The sequence below is a fragment of the Pseudomonas sp. NPDC088368 genome, from assembly GCF_044753445.1.
GTDB classification, from domain to species: Bacteria; Pseudomonadota; Gammaproteobacteria; order Pseudomonadales; family Pseudomonadaceae; genus Aquipseudomonas; species Aquipseudomonas bambusae.
In genome coordinates this window covers 106,453-126,389 of sequence record NZ_JBIVNG010000017.1, presented here as the reverse complement: position 1 = coordinate 126,389, position 19,937 = coordinate 106,453, and the positions used below count along the sequence as shown (strand labels likewise).

The 19,937-nt window shown below is 58.5% G+C and carries 17 protein-coding genes; 12 read left to right on the top strand and 5 right to left on the bottom strand.

What is annotated here, in order from left to right; genetic code table 11:
- Together ACIQAL_RS29590 and thiI are read right to left on the bottom strand one after the other, a co-directional pair.
- Positions 1–1,026: GTP-binding protein (locus tag ACIQAL_RS29590; protein WP_401151815.1), on the bottom strand; the 1,026-nt coding region annotated here is incomplete at its 3' end.
- 140 nt (positions 1,027–1,166) lie between these two features.
- Positions 1,167–2,621 carry a tRNA uracil 4-sulfurtransferase ThiI gene (gene thiI / locus ACIQAL_RS29585; RefSeq protein WP_401151813.1) on the bottom strand — a complete coding sequence of 485 codons (1,455 nt, stop codon included), beginning with the start codon at positions 2,619–2,621 and terminating at the stop codon, positions 1,167–1,169.
- Between the two features lie 331 nt (positions 2,622–2,952).
- Between thiI and glnA the strand changes: the two genes are divergently transcribed.
- The 6 genes from glnA (at position 2,953) to ntrC (ending at position 9,202) form a co-directional block, all read left to right on the top strand.
- On the top strand, positions 2,953–4,359 hold the full coding sequence (glnA, locus tag ACIQAL_RS29580; protein WP_166595800.1) for a glutamate--ammonia ligase: 1,407 nt from the start codon (positions 2,953–2,955) through the stop codon (positions 4,357–4,359).
- A gap of 174 nt (positions 4,360–4,533) precedes the next feature.
- Entirely contained in the window at positions 4,534–5,100 is a 567-nt protein-coding gene (locus ACIQAL_RS29575) for a chorismate mutase (RefSeq protein ID WP_401151810.1), read from the top strand.
- 132 nt (positions 5,101–5,232) lie between these two features.
- Positions 5,233–5,751, top strand: coding sequence for a DUF4124 domain-containing protein (locus ACIQAL_RS29570; RefSeq protein ID WP_401151808.1), 519 nt, complete (start codon positions 5,233–5,235; stop codon positions 5,749–5,751).
- 10 nt (positions 5,752–5,761) lie between these two features.
- The gene (locus ACIQAL_RS29565) at positions 5,762–6,376 is read left to right on the top strand and encodes a DUF4124 domain-containing protein (RefSeq protein WP_401151823.1); all 615 of its coding nucleotides are present in this window, start codon (positions 5,762–5,764) and stop codon (positions 6,374–6,376) included.
- 307 nt (positions 6,377–6,683) lie between these two features.
- On the top strand, positions 6,684–7,769 hold the full coding sequence (glnL, locus tag ACIQAL_RS29560) for a nitrogen regulation protein NR(II) (RefSeq protein ID WP_062385603.1): 1,086 nt from the start codon (positions 6,684–6,686) through the stop codon (positions 7,767–7,769).
- On the top strand, positions 7,766–9,202 hold the full coding sequence (gene ntrC / locus ACIQAL_RS29555; protein WP_166595803.1) for a nitrogen regulation protein NR(I): 1,437 nt from the start codon (positions 7,766–7,768) through the stop codon (positions 9,200–9,202). The genes glnL and ntrC overlap by 4 nt, the downstream gene beginning before the upstream one ends.
- 149 nt (positions 9,203–9,351) lie before the next feature.
- Here the strand turns inward: ntrC and mgrA are convergent, their stop codons facing one another.
- Positions 9,352–10,389, bottom strand: coding sequence for an L-glyceraldehyde 3-phosphate reductase (gene mgrA / locus ACIQAL_RS29550; RefSeq protein WP_341961313.1), 1,038 nt, complete (start codon positions 10,387–10,389; stop codon positions 9,352–9,354).
- A gap of 143 nt (positions 10,390–10,532) precedes the next feature.
- On the opposite strand from mgrA, the gene ACIQAL_RS29545 reads away from it, so the two are divergent.
- A complete protein-coding gene (locus tag ACIQAL_RS29545; RefSeq protein WP_401151803.1) occupies positions 10,533–11,381 on the top strand; it encodes a LysR family transcriptional regulator in 849 nt (282 codons plus the stop codon).
- A 141-nt stretch (positions 11,382–11,522) separates the two neighbouring features.
- On the opposite strand, the gene betT is transcribed toward ACIQAL_RS29545, so the two are convergent.
- A complete protein-coding gene (gene betT / locus ACIQAL_RS29540) occupies positions 11,523–13,478 on the bottom strand; it encodes a choline transporter BetT (protein ID WP_401151821.1) in 1,956 nt (651 codons plus the stop codon).
- 302 nt (positions 13,479–13,780) lie between these two features.
- A complete protein-coding gene (epsC, locus tag ACIQAL_RS29535; RefSeq protein ID WP_401151801.1) occupies positions 13,781–14,743 on the bottom strand; it encodes a serine O-acetyltransferase EpsC in 963 nt (320 codons plus the stop codon).
- A 198-nt stretch (positions 14,744–14,941) separates the two neighbouring features.
- Between epsC and ACIQAL_RS29530 the strand changes: the two genes are divergently transcribed.
- The 5 genes from ACIQAL_RS29530 to ACIQAL_RS29510 all read left to right on the top strand — a co-directional run bounded on the left by ACIQAL_RS29530 (position 14,942) and on the right by ACIQAL_RS29510 (position 19,793).
- Entirely contained in the window at positions 14,942–15,943 is a 1,002-nt protein-coding gene (locus ACIQAL_RS29530) for a D-cysteine desulfhydrase (RefSeq protein WP_401151799.1), read from the top strand.
- A gap of 339 nt (positions 15,944–16,282) precedes the next feature.
- Positions 16,283–17,080 (top strand): cystine ABC transporter substrate-binding protein, encoded by a 798-nt coding sequence (gene tcyJ / locus ACIQAL_RS29525; protein ID WP_401151797.1) that lies wholly within the window; start codon positions 16,283–16,285, stop codon positions 17,078–17,080.
- Positions 17,077–17,745, top strand: coding sequence for a cystine ABC transporter permease (gene tcyL / locus ACIQAL_RS29520; protein WP_166595810.1), 669 nt, complete (start codon positions 17,077–17,079; stop codon positions 17,743–17,745). Before tcyJ ends, tcyL begins: the two co-directional genes overlap by 4 nt.
- Before the next feature lie 3 nt (positions 17,746–17,748).
- Positions 17,749–18,492 carry an L-cystine ABC transporter ATP-binding protein TcyN gene (gene tcyN / locus ACIQAL_RS29515; RefSeq protein WP_401151794.1) on the top strand — a complete coding sequence of 248 codons (744 nt, stop codon included), beginning with the start codon at positions 17,749–17,751 and terminating at the stop codon, positions 18,490–18,492.
- Between the two features lie 566 nt (positions 18,493–19,058).
- Positions 19,059–19,793 (top strand): hypothetical protein, encoded by a 735-nt coding sequence (locus ACIQAL_RS29510; protein ID WP_401151792.1) that lies wholly within the window; start codon positions 19,059–19,061, stop codon positions 19,791–19,793.
- Positions 19,794–19,937: the final 144 nt, after the last annotated feature.

The window sequence follows — 19,937 nt, the reverse complement described above, 5'->3', positions numbered from 1 at the left end:
GTTGTACAGCAGCTCTTTGTCCAGACGGTCCTTGATGTTACGGGACGTCACGAACTTGCCTTCTTTACCGCAGAATGGCGAGTCGTTTACCTGGAAGGTCATGGAAACGGTTGGCTCGTCGACGGTCAACGGCTTCATCGCTTCAACGGCGGTCGGGTCGCACAGGGTGTCGGAGATGAACAGCTCTTCGAAGCCGCTGATGCAGACGATGTCGCCAGCTGCTGCTTCTTCGACGTCGACGCGGTGCAGACCGTGGTGACCCATCAGTTTCAGGATACGGCCGTTGCGACGCTTGCCGTCAGCGCTGATCGCCACAACCGGGGTGTTCGGCTTGACGCGACCACGCGCGATACGGCCAACACCGATGACGCCCAGGAAGCTGTTGTAGTCCAGTGCCGAGATTTGCATCTGGAAAGCGCCATCACGGTCAACTTTCGGAGCAGGCACGTGATCGACGACCGCTTGGTACAGCGGGGTCATGTCTTCGGCCATGTCGGTGTGGTCCAGACCGGCGATGCCGTTGATGGCCGAAGCGTAAACAACCTGGAAGTCCAGTTGTTCTTCGGTCGCACCCAGGTTGTCGAACAGGTCGAAAATCTGGTCCAGAACCCAATCCGGACGCGCGCCCGGACGGTCGATCTTGTTGATGACCACGATTGGACGCAGGCCAGCTTCGAACGCCTTCTTGGTCACGAAACGGGTTTGCGGCATCGGGCCGTCTTGAGCGTCGACCAGCAGCAGAACGGAGTCAACCATCGACATCACGCGCTCTACTTCACCGCCGAAGTCGGCGTGGCCCGGGGTGTCCACGATGTTGATGTGGTAGCCATTCCAGTTGATCGCGGTGTTCTTCGCGAGAATGGTAATACCGCGCTCTTTCTCCTGGTCGTTGGAGTCCATCACGCGTTCGTCGTTGAGCTCGTTGCGCTCAAGGGTGCCGGACTGGCGCAGAAGCTTGTCAACGAGGGTAGTTTTACCGTGGTCAACGTGAGCAATGATGGCGATGTTGCGTAGATTTTCGATCACTTGTGTATCTCGATCAGAGGATTCGGTCAGCTGAATAATCTTAGACAGCTATGAACAATGGAGCCGGCGAAAGCCGTTACGGCTGACGACTGGTGTCGGGGGGCCGGTGACGCAAGCCACAGGCAAACAGCCCCGGGCACTTAGCTCGGTCGATAAACGCGCACATTGGCATGCCCCTCACTGAGCAGATGATGAGCATGCAGGCGACTCATGACGCCTTTGTCGCAATAAAGCAGGTACTGGCGCGTGTCATCCAGTTCCTTGAAACGGCTGTTCAATGCAAAGAACGGCAACGTTTGTACTTCGACGCCCGACAGGTCCAGCGGACGATCCTCGGCTTCATCCGGATGCCGGATGTCGATGACCACTTGCCCGGCCAGCGCCTGACTGACTTCTTCGACCTGAACGTCCTGGCCCAATTCCTCGATCACACGATCGATGGGCACCAGACGGGCGTTTTCGAGCGCACGCTCAAGCACGGCCATGTCGAACTCTTTTTCTTCATGCTCGACGCGGTGGCGTTTGGCCGCAGTCTTTGGATTGACCGAGATCACACCGCAGTATTCAGGCATGTGCCGGGCAAAATCGCCGGTGCCGATCTGATCGGCCTGGTCGATGATGTCCTGCTTGTGACTGGCGATCAGCGGGCGCAAGACCAGCTTTTCCGTCACGCAATCGATGACCGACAGGTTGGGCAGCGTCTGGCTGGACACCTGGGAAATCGCTTCGCCGGTCACCAGCGCGTCGATTTCCAGCCTGTCGGCAATGTTGGTCGCAGCGCGCAACATCATACGCTTCAATACTACGCCCATATGACTGTTATCGACTTTTCCGAGAATTTCTCCCAGAACTTCCTCGAACGGTACGCTGACGAACAGCACCCGCTGCGAGCTGCCGTACTTCTTCCAGAGGAAGTGCGCGACTTCCATCACGCCCAACTCGTGCGCCCTGCCGCCCAGATTGAAGAAGCAGAAATGGCTCATCAGGCCGCGACGCATGATCTGGTAGGCCGCCACGGTGGAATCGAAACCACCGGACATCAGCACCAGTGTTTGTTCAAGCGAGCCCAGCGGGTAACCGCCGATGCTGTCGTGCTGGCTGTGAATCACGAACAGGCGCTGATCACGAATCTCGATCCGGACCTCAACCTCGGGCGCCTTGAGGGAGATACCGGCTGCGTTGCATTCACGACGCAGCTTGCTGCCGACGTACTTCTCGACGTCCATCGAACTGAAGTCATGGTGACCGCCGCGCTTGCAACGCACCGAAAAAATCTTGCCGGGCAAGGCGTCGCCGAAGTGCAGCTTGCACTTCTCGTAGATGTCATCCATGTCGCCCAGCGGGTACTGATCGACCTGCAGGAAATGTGCGATACCTGGCATGCAGCTCAGGCGCTCGGTCATCTCGTGCAGGACTTTCGCATCCTCGGCCTTGGTCTCGACCTCAAGGTTGTCCCACACGCCATCCACCACCAGCGCCGGGTCCAGATCACGGAGCACGGTACGGATGTTCTTGGCCAGCTGCTTGATGAAGCGCTTACGCACAGGCCGGCTTTTGATGGTGATTTCCGGGAAAACTTTAACGATTAGTTTCATGAAAACAGCGCGCAAGGAGCCGGTCGAAAAAGGGGGGCGCGGATTATAGCGGAAATTGCTCAAGGTTTAACCAGTTATCGTATAGCCGGTTATCAGCGCACCAAAATAGGACTGTATACAATTATCAAGCACCATAAAGGTGCGCCATTTTTCACAAATGCGACGTTTAACGCGCCAAAACCCGGCATTTTCCGATGAAAACCCAACACGGGGCACTGGCATGCAAATTGCTCCCTTGTGAGGCAGGTTGCCTTGGCCGACTATCGCGCCCGGCATCACCCATATTTAGGGGCTAACAACTACCTGGCCCTAATCCACCCCGGAGGACAACATGTCGAAGTCGGTTCAACTCATCAAAGATCATGACGTTAAATGGATTGATCTGCGCTTCACTGACACCAAAGGCAAGCAGCAGCACGTCACCATGCCAGCGCGTGACGCACTGGATGATGACTTCTTCGAAGTCGGCAAGATGTTCGACGGCTCCTCCATCGAAGGCTGGAAAGGCATCGAAGCTTCCGACATGATCCTGCTGCCAGACGACGAAACCGCCGTTCTGGACCCGTTCACCGAAGAGCCGACCCTGATCCTGGTTTGCGACATCATCGAACCTTCGACCATGCAAGGCTACGATCGCGACCCGCGCGCCATCGCTCACCGCGCTGAGGAATACCTGAAGTCCACCGGTATCGGTGACACTGTCTTCGTCGGTCCAGAGCCAGAATTCTTCATCTTTGATTCGGTCAAGTTCAAGTCCGACATCTCTGGCTCCATGTTCAAAATCTTCTCCGAACAAGGTTCGTGGATGACCGACCAGGACGTAGAAGGCGGCAACAAAGGCCACCGTCCAGGCGTCAAAGGCGGCTACTTCCCAGTGCCACCGGTCGACCACGACCACGAAATCCGTACCGCAATGTGCAACGCTCTGGAAGAAATGGGCCAGATCGTTGAAGTGCACCACCACGAAGTGGCCACTGCGGGTCAGAACGAAATCGGCGTGAAATTCAACACGCTGGTTAAAAAGGCTGACGAAGTCCAGACCCTGAAATACGTTGTCCACAACGTTGCTGACGCCTACGGCCGCACCGCGACCTTCATGCCGAAGCCTCTGTACGGCGACAACGGTTCGGGCATGCACGTCCACATGTCCATCGCCAAAGATGGCAAGAACACTTTCGCAGGCGAAGGCTATGCCGGCCTGTCCGAAACCGCACTGTTCTTCATCGGCGGCATCATCAAGCACGGTAAGGCCCTGAACGGCTTCACCAACCCGGCGACCAACTCCTACAAGCGTCTGGTTCCAGGCTTCGAAGCGCCAGTCATGCTGGCCTACTCGGCCCGTAACCGCTCCGCTTCGATCCGTATTCCTTACGTCTCCAGCCCACGTGGCCGTCGTATCGAAGCACGTTTCCCGGACCCGGCAGCAAACCCGTACCTGGCCTTCGCAGCTCTGCTGATGGCTGGTCTGGACGGTATCCAGAACAAGATCCACCCTGGCGACGCAGCTGACAAAAACCTGTATGACCTGCCACCTGAAGAGGCTGCAGAGATCCCACAAGTGTGCGGTAGCCTGAAAGAAGCCCTGGAAGAGCTGGACAAAGGTCGTGCGTTCCTGACCAAAGGCGGCGTATTCAGCGATGACTTCATCGACGCGTACATCCACCTGAAATCAGAAGAAGAAATCAAAGTACGCACTTTCGTACACCCACTGGAATACGACCTGTACTACAGCGTCTGATCCCGTAGGGTCGCGACAGCGGCTTGAAAAAAGAGGCCTCCTTCGGGAGGCCTTTTTTGTGCCCGCAAAAAGTGACCTGGTGGTATTTGTTTATCGCGCTTTCCAGTTTTTTTTCTGGATACTGTTTGGTCTGCCGGCAGGCTGGATGCTGCCATCACGTACAAGGACTCTCACATGCTGAAATCGCTCTGGCTCACGCTTCTGCTCTCTTTTTTGCTGATCGGCTGCACCAGCGGGTCTCCGACTGTCACCACCCCGGTCGAAGTACAGGCACTGCTGAACACGATCACCCAACGCCTCAACATCGCCAACGAAGTAGCCCTGAGCAAGTTCTACAGCGGCAAACCGGTGCAGGATTCTGATCGTGAGCGTCAGGTGATTGCCAATGCCGAGTCCCAGGCTGCCACCTATCGCCTCGACAAAGACGATGTCCGCGCATTCATGACGGCGCAAATCGAAGCGAACAAGGTTGTGCAGTACGGGCGGATTGCGCAGTGGCGTGAAACCGGGCGAGCACCGGCGCAACCGGCGGCCAGTCAGATGGCGGGAATCCGGACGCAACTGGATACGCTGCAACCGCAGATGATGAAAAACCTGGCCGCATTCATGCCGCATCGAAACGACAGCGCCTGCTCAAACTGGCTGCTCGCCGAGATTCAGCGCCAGAACACCGATCCCGTCATGCTCAAGGCACTGGAACAAGCGACTGACGGGTTGTGCAAGGCACAGCCGAAAACCTGACGGATTAACGTTTGGACACACTCAGCGGGTGACACTGCCCTTCGGGTTTTGCTCTATGCTGGCGCCTGTGCCCGGCAGCCTCCTCTGCGCTGCGCCAGTTGTCGTTCTCCTGATCGTGGTAACGGAGTTTTCATGCGTCAAAGCCTTGCCTTTGTGCTGCTGTTGTTGGCACTGCCTGCAGCTGCCCAGATCTACAAATACACCGACGCCAACGGCAATACGGCTTTCACCAACCAGCCGCCCGACGGGGCGAAGGTCCAGACGGTGGACCTGCCTCCGTTGAACAGAGTCGGGACCACCGCACCACCCGCGAGCTCATCACCCGTCCAGAATCAGACGCAGCCGGTCAGCGCGTCTTACCAGACGCTGCAACTGACTGATCTCCCAAACGACGAAGCCTTACGCGCCAATAACGGCTCTTTTCTGGTCGGTGTGATGATTCAGCCGCGCCTGCAACCCGGTCACCAATTGCAATTGCTGGTGGACGGCAGACCTTACGGCTCACCGACCAACGTGCCGCGGATTCAGGTCACCGACCTGGACCGGGGCGAACACAGCCTGTCCGTTCAGGTGCTGCAAGGCGCCCAGGTCATTCAGCAGAGCCAGACCATTAACTTGACCGTGCAGCGAGTTCATGTCGGCAAACCCTAAACACGTCTGGCTGCATGGGGCGCTGATCTGTGTGCTGATGCTCATCGGCCACTCTGCCGTCGCCGAGGTTTATACCTACATTGATGCAGAGGGGAATCGGGTCTTCACCGATCAGCCGCACAAGAATGCGAAAAAGGTCGATATTGCCCCGAGCAACCAGATCAGGTCAGCCCCTAAAAAGCCTAGCCAGGCCTCCAGCGCCAAGCCCAAACCGGGACCGTTGTTTCACTACCAGTTGCTGCGCATTCTCGCGCCGGAGCCGGACAGCACGATTCGCGACATCCAGGGCAACCTGATCGTGACGGTCACCAACGATCCTGAACTGCAACCCGGCCACGTCTACCGGCTGCTGCTCGACGGAAAGGTTTATGGCGATGCGGGGCGCAGCCCGGTGTTTCCGATGACCAACGTTGATCGCGGGACGCACCTGCTCTCGATCGAGATCGTTGACCAGTACGGTCGCGTGGCCGAACGCACGCCCAACCAGCCGTTTCACATGATGCGGATTTCACTCGCACAGAAACGCCTCGCCAATCCTTGCAAGAACGAGGAGTACGGCGTGCGCCCGGAATGTCCGATCAAGGACAAGCCACCTGAAGAGAGCAGCATCCTGCCTTTTTTCTAGCGCCCACCCCAAAGCGGCTAAGCTCCATGATGGTGCACAACCTGAACGGGCGCTCCGATTAAAACCCCATTTTGGTTCACGATTCGCGGGAAGCTGCTCAATCTGCGCGCCTGCCGTCCAAAAAACGCCCGAAACACTCTATTCGACGCTTCTTTTCGGAGCTTGGTTTGGTTTTTGCATTTTCCACACAATCCAGCAGGAATTTGCGCGCCATCCGCCGTCTTCCGCCGCTGGAGAAGACCAATCAGCGCCTGCACGTCTGGGCCTATTCCCTTGTGCAATGAGCCAAAAGAGGTCAACGAGATTCATGACAATCAGCGACACGTTGCACCGACTGTTACTCGACAACCTGACCACTGCCACGATTTTGCTCAACTCGGACTTGCGTCTGGAGTACATGAACCCGGCAGCCGAAATGCTGCTGGCGATCAGTGGCCAGCGCAGTCACGGGCAGTTCATCAGTGAGTTGTTCACCGAGTCCGCCGAGGCTCTGAGTTCACTACGCCAAGCGGTGGAACAGGCGCACCCGTTCACCAAGCGTGAAGCCATGCTGACTGCGCTGACCGGCCAGACGCTGACCGTCGATTACGCCGTGACGCCGATTTTGTCGCAAGGCGAGACCATGCTGCTGCTTGAGGTTCACCCCCGAGATCGCCTGTTGCGCATCACCAAGGAAGAGGCCCAGCTGTCGAAGCAGGAAACCACCAAAATGCTGGTGCGTGGCTTGGCGCATGAAATAAAGAACCCCCTCGGTGGAATTCGCGGGGCCGCGCAGTTGCTGGCGCGTGAGCTGCCCGAAGAGAGCCTGAAGGACTACACCAACGTCATCATCGAAGAAGCCGACCGCCTGCGTAATCTGGTCGACCGGATGCTGGGCTCGAACAAGCTGCCGTCGCTGGCGATGACCAACGTCCACGAAGTGCTGGAGCGTGTGTGCAGCCTGGTCGAGGCCGAAAGTCAGGGTTGCATCACTTTGGTGCGCGACTATGACCCAAGTATCCCTGACGTATTGATCGACCGCGATCAAATGGTCCAGGCCGTGCTCAATATCGTGCGCAATGCAATGCAGGCCATCAGCGGGCAAAACGAATTGCGCCTCGGCCGGATCAGCCTGCGCACCCGTGCGATGCGTCAGTTCACCATCGGCCATGTGCGCCATCGGCTGGTGAGCAAGATTGAAATCATCGACAACGGTCCCGGCATTCCCCCGGAACTTCAGGAAACGATTTTCTACCCCATGGTCAGTGGCCGCCCGGACGGTACCGGGCTTGGCCTTGCCATCACCCAGAACATCATCAGTCAGCACCAGGGGCTGATCGAGTGTGACAGCCATCCTGGCCACACCACTTTCTCGATCTTCCTGCCGCTGGAACAAGGAGCAGCTTCGACATGAGCCGTAGTGAAACTGTCTGGATCGTCGACGACGACCGTTCCATCCGCTGGGTACTGGAAAAGGCCTTGCAGCAAGAAGGCATGACCACGCAAAGCTTCGACAGCGCCGATGGCGTGATGAGTCGTCTTGCGCGTCAACAGCCGGACGTGATCATTTCCGACATCCGCATGCCCGGCGCCAGCGGCCTGGACCTGTTGGCGCGGATTCGCGAACAGCACCCGCGCCTGCCGGTTATCATCATGACCGCGCATTCGGACCTGGACAGTGCCGTGGCCTCGTATCAAGGCGGCGCCTTCGAATACCTGCCCAAGCCTTTCGACGTCGATGAAGCGGTTTCGCTGGTCAAGCGCGCCAATCAGCACGCTCAGGAACAACAGGGCATGGACGTTGCGCCAACCCTGACCCGCACCCCGGAAATCATCGGCGAAGCCCCGGCGATGCAGGAAGTGTTTCGCGCCATCGGGCGTTTGAGCCACTCCAACATCACGGTGTTGATCAACGGCGAATCGGGGACCGGTAAAGAACTGGTAGCTCACGCCTTGCATCGCCACAGCCCGCGTTCGGCCTCGCCGTTCATCGCGTTGAACATGGCGGCGATCCCGAAAGACCTGATGGAATCCGAGCTGTTCGGTCACGAGAAAGGCGCGTTCACCGGCGCTGCGAACCTGCGTCGCGGACGTTTCGAACAGGCTGACGGCGGCACGCTGTTCCTCGACGAAATCGGCGACATGCCTGCCGACACCCAGACCCGCCTGTTGCGCGTACTGGCCGATGGCGAATTCTACCGCGTGGGCGGCCACGTGCCGGTCAAGGTGGACGTGCGCATCATCGCGGCGACTCACCAGAATCTGGAAACGCTGGTTCAGGCCGGGAAATTCCGTGAGGACTTGTTCCACCGTCTGAACGTGATTCGCATCCACATTCCGCGCATGTCCGACCGTCGCGAGGACATTCCGACCCTGGCCAGGCATTTCCTGAGCCGTGCCGCGCAGGAGCTGGCGGTCGAGCCGAAGCTGTTGAAAGCCGAGACCGAGGAATACCTCAAGCACCTGCCGTGGCCGGGTAACGTGCGTCAGCTGGAAAACACCTGCCGCTGGATCACGGTCATGGCCTCGGGCCGCGAAGTGCACATCAGCGACCTGCCGCCGGAGCTGTTGAGCCTGCCGCAAGACGCCGCCCCTGTGACCAACTGGGAACAAGCGCTGCGTCAATGGGCGGATCAGGCGCTGGCACGCGGACAGTCCAGCCTGCTGGACAGCGCCGTGCCGACGTTCGAACGCATCATGATCGAAACCGCGCTCAAGCACACCGCAGGCCGTCGTCGCGACGCTGCTGTATTGCTGGGCTGGGGCCGCAACACCTTGACCCGCAAGATCAAGGAATTGGGGATGAAGATCGATGGTGGGGATGATGATGAGGGGGATGAGGGTTAAGCCCTGCCCTCAATCATCGGGAACACCTTGCCATTGTAGGAGTGAGCTTGCTCGCGATCTGTCAGTCGCCTTCGAGGTGACTGAGCCAACGCATCGCGAGCAAGCTCACTCCTACAGGGTCCGCATTTCAAATCAAGCGGATCTGCGCGTTATTCAGCCGACGACGGCTTTTCCCACAGGTTGATCCCGCCTTCCACCGCGAACCGGTCTATTTCGGCCAGTTCTTCCTGGCTGAACACCAGGTTGTCCAGCGCCCCGACGTTCTCGATGATCTGCTCCGGACGGCTCGCGCCAATCAACGCGGAGGTCACGCGAGGGTCGCGCAAGGTCCACGCCAGCGCCATTTGCGCAAGGCTTTGGCCGCGACGTTTGGCGATCTCGTTCAGCGCACGGACGTGCTCAATGTTCTTCTCGGACAGGTGCGACGCCTGCAACGAACCACCGCCTGGGCGATTGACCCGCGCATCTTTCGGAATACCGTTCAGGTATTTGTCCGACAGCAGCCCTTGGGCCAGCGCTGTAAAGGCGATGACGCCCGAGCCCAGCTCGTCTGTCGTGTCCAGCAGGTCTTTTTCCACCCAACGGTTGAGCAGGTTGTAGGCCGGTTGGTGAATCAGCAGCGGCACTTTCCACTCTTTCAGCAGACCTGCGATCTCACGGGTTTTAGCGCCCGAATAAGACGAAATCCCGATGTACAGCGCCTTGCCTTGCTGAACCGCAGTGGCCAACGCACCGGCAGTCTCTTCCAGCGGGGTGTCAGGGTCGAAGCGGTGCGAATAAAAGATATCCACATAATCGAGGCCCATGCGCTGCAGGCTCTGGTCGAGGCTGGCCAGCACGTATTTGCGCGAACCGCCGCCCTGGCCATAAGGGCCTGGCCACATGTCCCAACCGGCTTTGGTGGAGATAATGAGCTCGTCGCGGTATGACTTGAAGTCTTCGCGCAGCAAACGACCGAAGTTGACCTCGGCGCTGCCGTAGGGCGGGCCGTAGTTGTTCGCCAGGTCAAAGTGGTTGATGCCCAGATCGAACGCGGTGCGCAGCATGGCGCGCTGGGTTTCCATCGGCGTGCTGTCGCCAAAGTTGTGCCAGAGGCCCATGGACAGCGCTGGGAGCACCAGGCCGCTGCGGCCCACGCGGCGATACGGAACGCGCTCGTAGCGATTTTCGGCAGCAATATAAGTCATGCAGTCCTCTCTTCTTTTTGAATGGCAGGGAGCGATAAGAAGTGTCGATGGATACGTCGTAGAAGAAGCGATAAAGCGAGTATATTCAGCCCTCGTAACGCTCGAATAATGCTTTATTCCTCTCGCTGACATCGGTTTCTGATATGGATATGCGTCAACTCAATGCGTTCATCGCCGTGTTCGAAGAGCGCAACATTACCTCGGCGGCGCAGCGCCTGTTCACCAGTCAGCCTACGCTGTCGGTCACCATTCGCCAGCTCGAAGACGCGTTGGGGACGACGCTGTTTCAACGTCTGCCACGGGGCGTCGAGGTCACCGACGATGCGCGCACGCTTTATCCGCAGGCCCGTCGGTTGCTGGCGGAAGCCCAAGCGCTGAGCAATCAGTTTCGCCAGCGCAATGATCGGCTGACGCTGGAAATGGGCGTCGAAAGCGAGATCGCTGCCAGTCATTTGGAGGCGTTTCTGGCGATGGCTTATCGCGTCGTGCCCAACCTGCTGCTCACCTTGCATGATGGGTGCAGCGGCGATGCGCGGTTGTCAGTGGAAGAGGATTGCTGCGAGGACGAACTGTTCTTGCCGCTGTGGGAAGAGCCTTTCGTACTGGCCCTTTCTGCAAGCCATCCGCTGGCAGATCGACCTCACCTGGACGAGGGCGATCTCGCCAATGTGCAATGGATCACCTGCCCTTCCCATCCCTCTCATCAGCGCTTGATGGAGCTGTATAACCGCAGCTCGGGTTCAGTGGTAGCGACCGCAGGTTCGATGACGCTGGCATTGCGTTTGGTGGCGGCTGGGGCGGGATTGGCGATGTTGCCGGAGTCGATGGTGAGTCACCACGCGGGAGTCATTACCCGTCCAGCGCGCATGCCCAGCCTGATTCGTCGGGTGGGCCTGTGTTACGCGGCGCAGGCGCTGGACGTGCCAGCGTTGCGGCTGTTGCATGGGCATTTGCAGGGTGCGCCTGATCTCGAATCGGTACACACCCTGTAGGCGTTAACTGAAACCTGTGGGAGCGAATTCATTCGCGAAAGATGCGTCAGGCGACACAGGTGTATCGGCTATACGATTGCATCGCGAATGAATTCGCTCCCACATAAATCAGCATGCAGCCAGCTCCCTGTGTATGCCTTTCTACCGCACCAAATGCAAAAACTGCATGTGCCGTTCGTACTGGTCGAGGATGTCGTTGATCACCTGCTCCTTGGTGTAGCCCACCAGGTCGTAATCCTGACTGCCCTCGCTCAAATGCACCTCAGCACGGTAGTAACGACGGTTGTTCAGTTGCTTCGATCCCATCCCTGCCCGCGCGAAGGACGGCGTGAAATAGCCACGCATCGTCACCTGATAGATAAATGGCCGTTCCTCGCCATGGCCGATTTCCAGGCCGACGGTGTGATTCGCCGGGTCGGGCTGTGTGTCCACGCTCAAACCCTTTTCAGCGAACACCTCGGTGACGTCCTGAATCGCCGGGCGCACGGTCTGGTCGAGGAAACGGTACACCTCGTCGCGAGACGGAAAATGCACGGCCTGACTCAAACGCTGGCGCCAGCCTCCACGCCTTGCGCCCGACACAGGCGCCAGCGAATACAACTGGGCGATCTGCCGCTGCGATTCCAGATGGAACGCCTTGTGCAGCCCCCACATCATCGTTAGCAAAATCAACGAAAACGGCAGCGAAGTCAGCACCACCGCCGATTTGAGCGCGTCGATGCTCCCGGAAAACAACAGCCCGCTGGTGATCAGGGCTGTCATCACGCCCCAGAACACCCGCAGCCATTTCGGACCGTCTTCGTCTGGACTGCCGCCTTTGGCCGACAGCGTTGACAACACGACCGTGCCCGAATCCGCCGAAGTGACGAAGAACACAAAGCTGATGAACACCGTGACGGCGATGACGGTTTTGCTCCACGGGTAGTTGTGCAGCATCAGGTAGAGGGTCATGGACGGGTCGTCGATGGCCGACTGTCCCAGCGCGGTCATGCCATGGTTGAGCACCTGGTCGATGGCGCTGTTGCCGAAGATCGACATCCACGCGAGGGTAAATCCTAGCGGAATCAACAACACGCCAAAGACGAATTCGCGAATCGTGCGGCCTCGTGAAATACGGGCAATGAACAGCCCGACAAAGGGCGACCACGCAATCCACCACGCCCAATAAAACACGGTCCAGCCACCCAGCCAGTTGTTCGGAGCGTCGTAGGCGTACACGTCGAAGCTTTTGGTGGGCAGCGCGCCGAGGTAGTCGCCGATGTTCTGCACCAGCGTATTGAGCAGATGCTGAGTCGGCCCTGCGAACAGCACGAACAGCAGCAACGCGCAGGCGAGCAACATATTGATGTCGGACATGACCCGCACGCCCTTGTCGACGCCCGCCACGGCCACGAGAATCGCCGCGCCCATCATCAGCGTGATCAACCCGACCTGAATCCAGTGGGTGTGGGCCACGCCGAACAGGTAGTCCAGCCCCGAATTCAAGTGCAGCACGCCGAAGCCCATGTCGGCGCCGAGGCCGAAGACCGTGGCGATGATGCCGAAACCGTCCACCGCGTAGCCGATGGGGCCGTTGATGCGTTTGCCGATCAACGGGTACAGCGCCGAGCGCAACGCCAGCGGCAGGTTGTGGCGATAAGCGAAGTAGGCCAGCGCCATGCCGACAAAGGCGAAAACGCCCCAGCCGTGCAGGCCCCAATGCAGAAACAGCAGTTGCATGGCCTGACGTGCCGATTCTGTAGTCCCGCCCTCGCCTTGTGGCGGTTGCAGCATGTGGGTCAAGGGTTCGGACACGCAGAAGAAAAACAGCGTGATGCTGATCCCCGCTGCGAAGAGCATGCCTGCCCAAGACAGGTAGCTGAACTCAGGTTCGTCGTGATCGGCGCCGAGTTTGATCTTGCCGTAGCCGGACAGCGCCGTGATCACCACGAACAGCAAGTACAGGGTCATGGCCAGCATGTAATACCAGCCGACGGTATTGGCGGCCCAGTTCTGAGCGGCAAGGAGCCACTGGCCTGACGCCTCGGGGAAGCTGATGACCACCAGTCCGAAGATCAGGATGAAGCTGGCAGCGAAGTAGAAAACGGGAGCGTTCATGCGCACCGGCGCGCCGCTTTGCGCGCTCGGAACACTCATGCGAATACCGCCGTGAGCGGGGTGAAAACGTTCGTCTGAAGCGGATACGGCAAGGGTAGGCCTCCTGTTGCAAGCGGGCAGCGAACCACCGGTTTAACTTGATTGAACGTTCAATTAAAGCATGGATAGACGTCAAAGGACCAATTGCAGGCCTTAGAGGGGAAGGTGATTGCCACTGTAGCAGCACTGCTTGACGACGGTGGTGGCCCTGAGATTGCTACCGCCGACAAGCCGGATTGCTAAAGACGAGCGGGGGTCAGACGCTACTTCTGCGTCCCGTCGTCGTGTTGCAGGCTCGCCTGATTCACGTTGCTGTCAGGCGCCACGCTGCGGGTAAGCCAGACGTTGCCGCCGATGGTCGAGCCTTTGCCGATAGTGATACGGCCCAGAATGGTCGCGCCCGCGTAAATCACCACGTCGTCTTCAACAATCGGGTGCCGCGCATGACCTTTCTGCAGATGGCCATCTTCGTCCGCCGGGAAGCGCTTGGCCCCCAATGTGACGGCCTGATAGATGCGCACGCGCTCGCCGATGATTGCCGTCTCGCCAATGACCACGCCCGTGCCGTGATCGATGAAAAAACTCAGGCCGATCTGCGCGCCGGGGTGAATATCGATGCCCGTAGCCGAATGCGCCAACTCGGAACTGATCCGCGCCAGTAACGGCAAACCATTGTTATAGAGGTGGTGCGCCAGACGATGATGGATCACCGCCAGAATGCCCGGATAGCACAGCAGCACTTCATCGACGCTGCGCGCCGCCGGGTCGCCCTGATAGGCTGCCAACACATCGGTGTCGAGCACGCGCCGAATGTTGGGCAATGCGCTGGCGAAGTCCTGAATCAATCGCTCGGCATGCACATCGGCACAGCTGGCATCTTCGCCCCGTTGGCGGGCGACATAGCGCAACTCGAGTCGCGCCTGGCCCAGCAGCGAATTCAGCGCCACGTCCAGCGTGTGGCCGACGTAAAAATCTTCGCTCTCTTCGCGCAGGTCCACCGGCCCAAGACGCATGGGGAACAGCGCACCGCTCAGGGCCTCAAGAATGTCGCGCATGGCTTCTCGGGAAGGCAGCTCTCGGCCACCCTTCTCACCGCTGACACGACCGTTGCGGGTGCGCCAATCGTCACGCGCGGCGCGCAACTCGCCCACGATCCGCTGCAACTGCCAGTGGCCGGTCACCCCCGCCTCGCAGTCTTTCGGGGACAGTTCGGGAATAGTGCTCACGCAAATTTCTCCTCAGTTCGACGGCTCGTCAGGCTGGACATGGCCGAAAGTGAAACCACTCTACGGCGAGCGTTGCCGCAAAAAAATAACAATTTTCGTGAGGTTTTCTTCCGCCGAGCGCAGGAAAGCGTCAGGTTGCCCTGTGGGAAACGTCTGCCTATAGTCCAGCGACTCACTCGCGGATACCTCGACACGACCATGATCAAACAACAGCTCGACCGTTTTAATCGCCTGGACCTGCTGGGTGCTCCAACGCCGCTGGAGAAGCTGGAACGCCTGTCGGCCTGGGCCGGTCGCGACATTTACGTGAAGCGCGACGACATCACACCGCTCGCTATGGGCGGTAACAAGCTGCGCAAGCTCGAATACCTCGCCGCCGACGCCTTGGCCCAAGGCGCTGACACCCTGATCACTGCGGGTGCCATCCAGTCGAATCACGTGCGCCAGACCGCCGCGCTGGCCGCCAAGCTGGGTCTGGGTTGCGTCGCCCTGCTGGAAAACCCGATCGCCACCGAAGACACCAATTACCTCGGCAACGGCAACCGTCTGCTGCTAGACCTGTTCGACGCCAAGGTCGAGTTGGTAGTAAACCTGGACAACGCGGACGAGCTTCTTCAGGCCTTGGCCGCTCGCCTCAGCAACAGCGGCAAAAAGCCGTACCTCGTGCCGATTGGCGGTTCCAGTCCGGTGGGCGCGCTCGGTTATGTGCGGGCAGGCTTTGAACTGGCCGAACAGATTCATCAGACGGGACTGGAATTCGCCGCTGTCGTGCTGGCTTCTGGAAGCGCAGGCACCCACAGCGGCCTTGGTCTGGCGTTGGCAGAGGCCTTGCCGGATTTGCCGGTGATCGGCGTGACGGTTTCCCGCCCTGAGGAAACCCAAGCGCCGAAGGTACAAGGACTGGCCGAACGCACCGTCGAGCTGCTGGGCGAGGCACTGCCCTCTGCGTTCAAGGTCAACCTGTGGGATGAATACTACGGTCCGCGTTATGGCGAACCGAACGCTGGCACCCTCGCAGCGATCCGATTGGTTGCCAGTCAGGAAGGGCTGCTGCTGGACCCGGTGTACACCGGCAAGGCAATGGCCGGCTTGCTGGACGGCATCGGTCGGCAGCGTCTGGACGACGGCCCGGTCATCTTCCTGCACACCGGTGGCGGTCCTGCGCTTTTTGCTTATCCGGGTGTTTTTTCGGGGCAGTGAACGCGACGCCTCGCGCTGGCTTCTGCCGAAGGCGTAGGAGCCGGCTTGCTGGCGAAAGCGTCAGGTCTGTCACCCTCCATGCGCTGCCCCTACGCATTCGCCAGCAAGCCGGCTCCTACAGGTAGAGCAGTGCAGGCAACCCGGGGCACATAGAACAACATCAACTAAGCAATCGATTTTTAATTATTTTTAAAACTAAAAGGCTGCTTATATCATCGCCGCGAGCCGCTCCCAAAAAATCCGGCAGACCTCTGAAAAAGCTGGATAAAGCGGCGATGTCACAGTAGTTTCGTCAGGTCTGAATCGCACCTGACATTCCAATTAAAACAGGGGACTCACATGAACATGTCTGCAATTCGCCGCACCTTCCTGCTGTCGGCTTTCAGTCTGGTGCTGGGCACTGGCCTGGTGACCCACGCCGTCGCAGGTGAACAGCTGGACGCCATCAAAAAGAACGGCACCCTCAACGTCGGCCTTGAAGGCACTTACCCACCGTTCAGCTTCGTGGGCGAAGACGGCAAGCTGACCGGTTTCGAGGTCGAGTTCTCTGAAGCGCTGGCCAAGGAGCTGGGCGTCAAGGTCAAGCTGACCGCCACCCCATGGGCGGGCATCCTGGCAGCACTGGAGTCCAAGCGTCTGGACGTGGTGATCAACCAGGTGACCATCTCCGACGAGCGCAAGAAAAAATACGACTTCTCTGAGCCGTACACCGTCTCCGGGATCCAGGCCCTGGTGCAAACCAAGGACGCTGGCGTGATCAAGACCGCCGCCGACCTGAAAGGCAAAAAAGTCGGCGTCGGCCTGGGGACCAACTACGAGGAATGGCTGAAAGCCAACGTGCCTGATGCCATCGTCAAAACCTACGACGATGATCCAACCAAATATCAGGACCTGCGCGTAGGCCGTATCGACGCCATTCTGGTGGACCGTCTGGCCGCATTGGAGCTGGTCGCCAAAACCAAGGACAAACTGGCCGTTTCCGGCGAAGCGTTCTCTCGTCAGGAAGCCGGTATCGCACTGCGTAAAGGCGAGCCTGAGCTGCTGGCCGCGATCAACAAGGCCATCGACAAACTGCGCGCTGACGGCACCCTCGCCAAGCTGTCGCAGAAATACTTCAAGGCTGACGTGACCAAATGATTCCAGAGAGCCTACAGCTCGCGCTGGACTCCGCGCCCTTTCTGCTCAAGGGCGCGTATTACACGGTGGGTCTGAGTCTCGGATCGATGTTTTTCGGATTGGTGCTGGGCTTCGGCCTGGCACTGATGCGTTTATCGAAAGTCTGGCTCATCAGCGCCATCGCCAGGGTGTACGTGTCGTTCTTTCGCGGCACGCCCCTGCTGGTTCAGCTCTTCATGATTTATTACGGCCTGCCTGATCTGGGCATCGAACTCGATGCGATCACGGCAGCGCTCATCGGTTTGTCACTGAACATGGCGGCCTACGCCTGTGAAATCCTGCGTGCCGCCATCGGCGCGGTGGATCGGGGTCAGTGGGAAGCCGCCGCCAGCATTGGCATGACCCGCGCTCAGGCCATGCGTCGGGCGATTCTGCCGCAAGCTGCGCGGACCGCATTGCCACCACTGGGCAACAGTTTTATCTCGCTGGTAAAGGACACGGCCATGGCCGCCACCATTCAGGTGCCGGAAGTGTTCCGTCAGGCGCAGCTGATTTCGTCGAGGACACTGGAAGTCTTCACCATGTATTTCACCGTCGCGGTGATTTACTGGGTCCTGTGCACCGTGCTCGCGCACTTCCAGAACCGTCTGGAAGCCCGGGCCAACCGCCACGACGTGGAGTCCTGAGCCATGATCACCGTTGAAAAACTGACCAAGGAATTCAAGGGCAATCAGGTCCTCAAGGGCATCGACCTCAAAGTCGAGCCGGGCGAAGTGGTGGCCATCATCGGCCCCAGCGGCTCCGGCAAGACGACGTTTCTGCGTTGCCTGAATTTCCTTGAAGAGCCCACCAGCGGCACGATCGTCGTGGGCGATATCAAAATCGATGGCAGCCGACCGCTGACCCAACAGGCGGCTTTGATCCGGCAACTGCGCCAGCATGTCGGTTTCGTGTTTCAGAACTTCAACCTGTTCCCTCATCGCACGGCGCTGGAAAACGTCATCGAAGGCCCGACCGTGGTCAAGAAGATGCCACGTGCCCAAGCCATCGAATTGGGGCGCTCGCTGTTGGCCAAGGTTGGCTTGGCGGGCAAAGAAGACGCCTACCCGCGTCGTCTGTCCGGCGGCCAGCAACAGCGCGTGGCCATTGCCCGGGCCTTGGCGATGGAGCCGGAAGTCATTCTCTTCGACGAACCGACCTCTGCGCTGGACCCGGAGCTGGTGGGCGAGGTGTTGAGCGCCATCCGTGCCCTGGCCGAAGAAAAACGCACGATGGTCATCGTCACCCACGAAATGAAATTCGCCCGTGACGTGGCCAACCGCGTGGTGTTCATCGACAAGGGCGTGATTGTCGAACAGGGCGACGCAAAGGAACTGTTCGCCAACCCTAAAGAAGAACGCACTCGGCAATTTCTGGAGCGCAGCAGGAATTAGTCCTACAGCACTTGCAGTATCGAACGGCGCCCTTGGGCGCCGTTTTCTTTGGGTCCAACATTTGGAAAAATTTGGATCAAGCGAACATCCCTAACACTTGTTCGTACCTTCGCGCGTTTTCCATCGGCTTATTCAATGTTTCGTTCAACAATTCGCTTCACTTCTTATAACGTCGATTGACTTCCTCACATCCTACAAATAAAGCCCAGCGCGTTCTCGGGTCTCGCGTGTCTTTATCGCGACAAACACGCCACCTAATTCAAGTAAGGCAGCATGCCGGGTTCTCCGCCCCTGCCCTTTGATACTGTGTAGGAAGGGTCTGTTTATTTGACACAAACGCCGTTAAGCCTTCAGAGCCATTGACAGATATCCAGTAACACAATTAGCTCGAATCGAAAACTAACTATCGCCTTGAAAAATTAGCAAGCTGGTATTTGGCACTATTTGTATGGTTTGCCAACACTGCGCATCGAGCGTGTACTAACGACATCGTTTCCAGAGAGGGCTTGCATCGAGAAAAACCGGTGCATGCTTTGTTCAAGTCCATCATTCAGTGAGAACTCAAAATGATTCACACCCCCATCAGCTGTATGCCTCTCAAGCTCTTCGCCCCTTATTTACCGCAGTTGAACAAACAAGGAATAGGCGCCTTGGCCGCAAGCGATTTGCGGGTGAATATCGATCCTTATCCAGAAATGGAGAGCGGTGACTTGATCGAACTGTTCTGGGGAGACTGTTATGTTGCGTCAACACTTTTATCTGAGTCCGACATCGGATACACAACAGTCCTACATATTCCTGAGAGCTTCCTACAAAGCGGGAAGGTTAAAACCTACTATCGCGTCACGAAGATAGGCAGCGAATCGGTGCGATCACCAAGTTGCAAGGTGTGGGTCAAACTAGAAATTCCCGGCGGTCACCTGGTCAGTACCGAAGGTGAAGAAAACCAAGGCCTGGCACCCGTCATGTTTGACGAAACGGTCATGCGTCACGGGGTGAGCGCCGAACAATGGGTGAACGGCGTGCACATTTCAATCGAGTGCTACCCACACATGGAGGTCTACGACGAAATCACCCTGCGCTGGGGAGATATCCGGATGGACCTTCCGGCGCTGACCGAAGAACAAGTCGGGCAGGACATCGACGTTCATGTGCCTGCCACACTGATTCAGGAAGCCGGGGATGACTCACATCAGGAAGTCACTTACTGCGTCATTGACCGTGTCGGCAACAACTCACGGTGGGCGCCTGTACGATCCATCCGGGTCAGCACCGGCGAGGCTCCAATGTCGAACGGGTAAGACACGTTTGTCGCTCAACGTTCCGTCGCGGTTTCGGCCCCTGCCGCGGCGGCCCTCCAGGATGGCGGTCTGACTGAAATGTGAGCCGGTCTGCAACTCCAGGCCTCTTACGAAAAGTCCGACAGCTCAGAATAACCCTTCCTA

Bases quoted from the DNA above. Each gene is read 5' to 3' on its own strand.
- ACIQAL_RS29570 (WP_401151808.1), top strand. From the start codon at position 5,233: ATGCGTCAAAGCCTTGCCTTTGTGCTGCTGTTGTTGGCACTGCCTGCA.
- ACIQAL_RS29575 (WP_401151810.1), top strand. From the start codon at position 4,534: ATGCTGAAATCGCTCTGGCTCACGCTTCTGCTCTCTTTTTTGCTGATC.
- ACIQAL_RS29545 (WP_401151803.1), top strand. From the start codon at position 10,533: ATGGATATGCGTCAACTCAATGCGTTCATCGCCGTGTTCGAAGAGCGC.
- ACIQAL_RS29530 (WP_401151799.1), top strand. From the start codon at position 14,942: ATGATCAAACAACAGCTCGACCGTTTTAATCGCCTGGACCTGCTGGGT.
- thiI (WP_401151813.1), bottom strand. From the start codon at position 2,621: ATGAAACTAATCGTTAAAGTTTTCCCGGAAATCACCATCAAAAGCCGG.
- glnL (WP_062385603.1), top strand. From the start codon at position 6,684: ATGACAATCAGCGACACGTTGCACCGACTGTTACTCGACAACCTGACC.
- tcyN (WP_401151794.1), top strand. From the start codon at position 17,749: ATGATCACCGTTGAAAAACTGACCAAGGAATTCAAGGGCAATCAGGTC.
- tcyL (WP_166595810.1), top strand. From the start codon at position 17,077: ATGATTCCAGAGAGCCTACAGCTCGCGCTGGACTCCGCGCCCTTTCTG.
- tcyJ (WP_401151797.1), top strand. From the start codon at position 16,283: ATGAACATGTCTGCAATTCGCCGCACCTTCCTGCTGTCGGCTTTCAGT.
- mgrA (WP_341961313.1), bottom strand. From the start codon at position 10,389: ATGACTTATATTGCTGCCGAAAATCGCTACGAGCGCGTTCCGTATCGC.
- betT (WP_401151821.1), bottom strand. From the start codon at position 13,478: ATGAACGCTCCCGTTTTCTACTTCGCTGCCAGCTTCATCCTGATCTTC.
- glnA (WP_166595800.1), top strand. From the start codon at position 2,953: ATGTCGAAGTCGGTTCAACTCATCAAAGATCATGACGTTAAATGGATT.
- ACIQAL_RS29510 (WP_401151792.1), top strand. From the start codon at position 19,059: ATGATTCACACCCCCATCAGCTGTATGCCTCTCAAGCTCTTCGCCCCT.
- ntrC (WP_166595803.1), top strand. From the start codon at position 7,766: ATGAGCCGTAGTGAAACTGTCTGGATCGTCGACGACGACCGTTCCATC.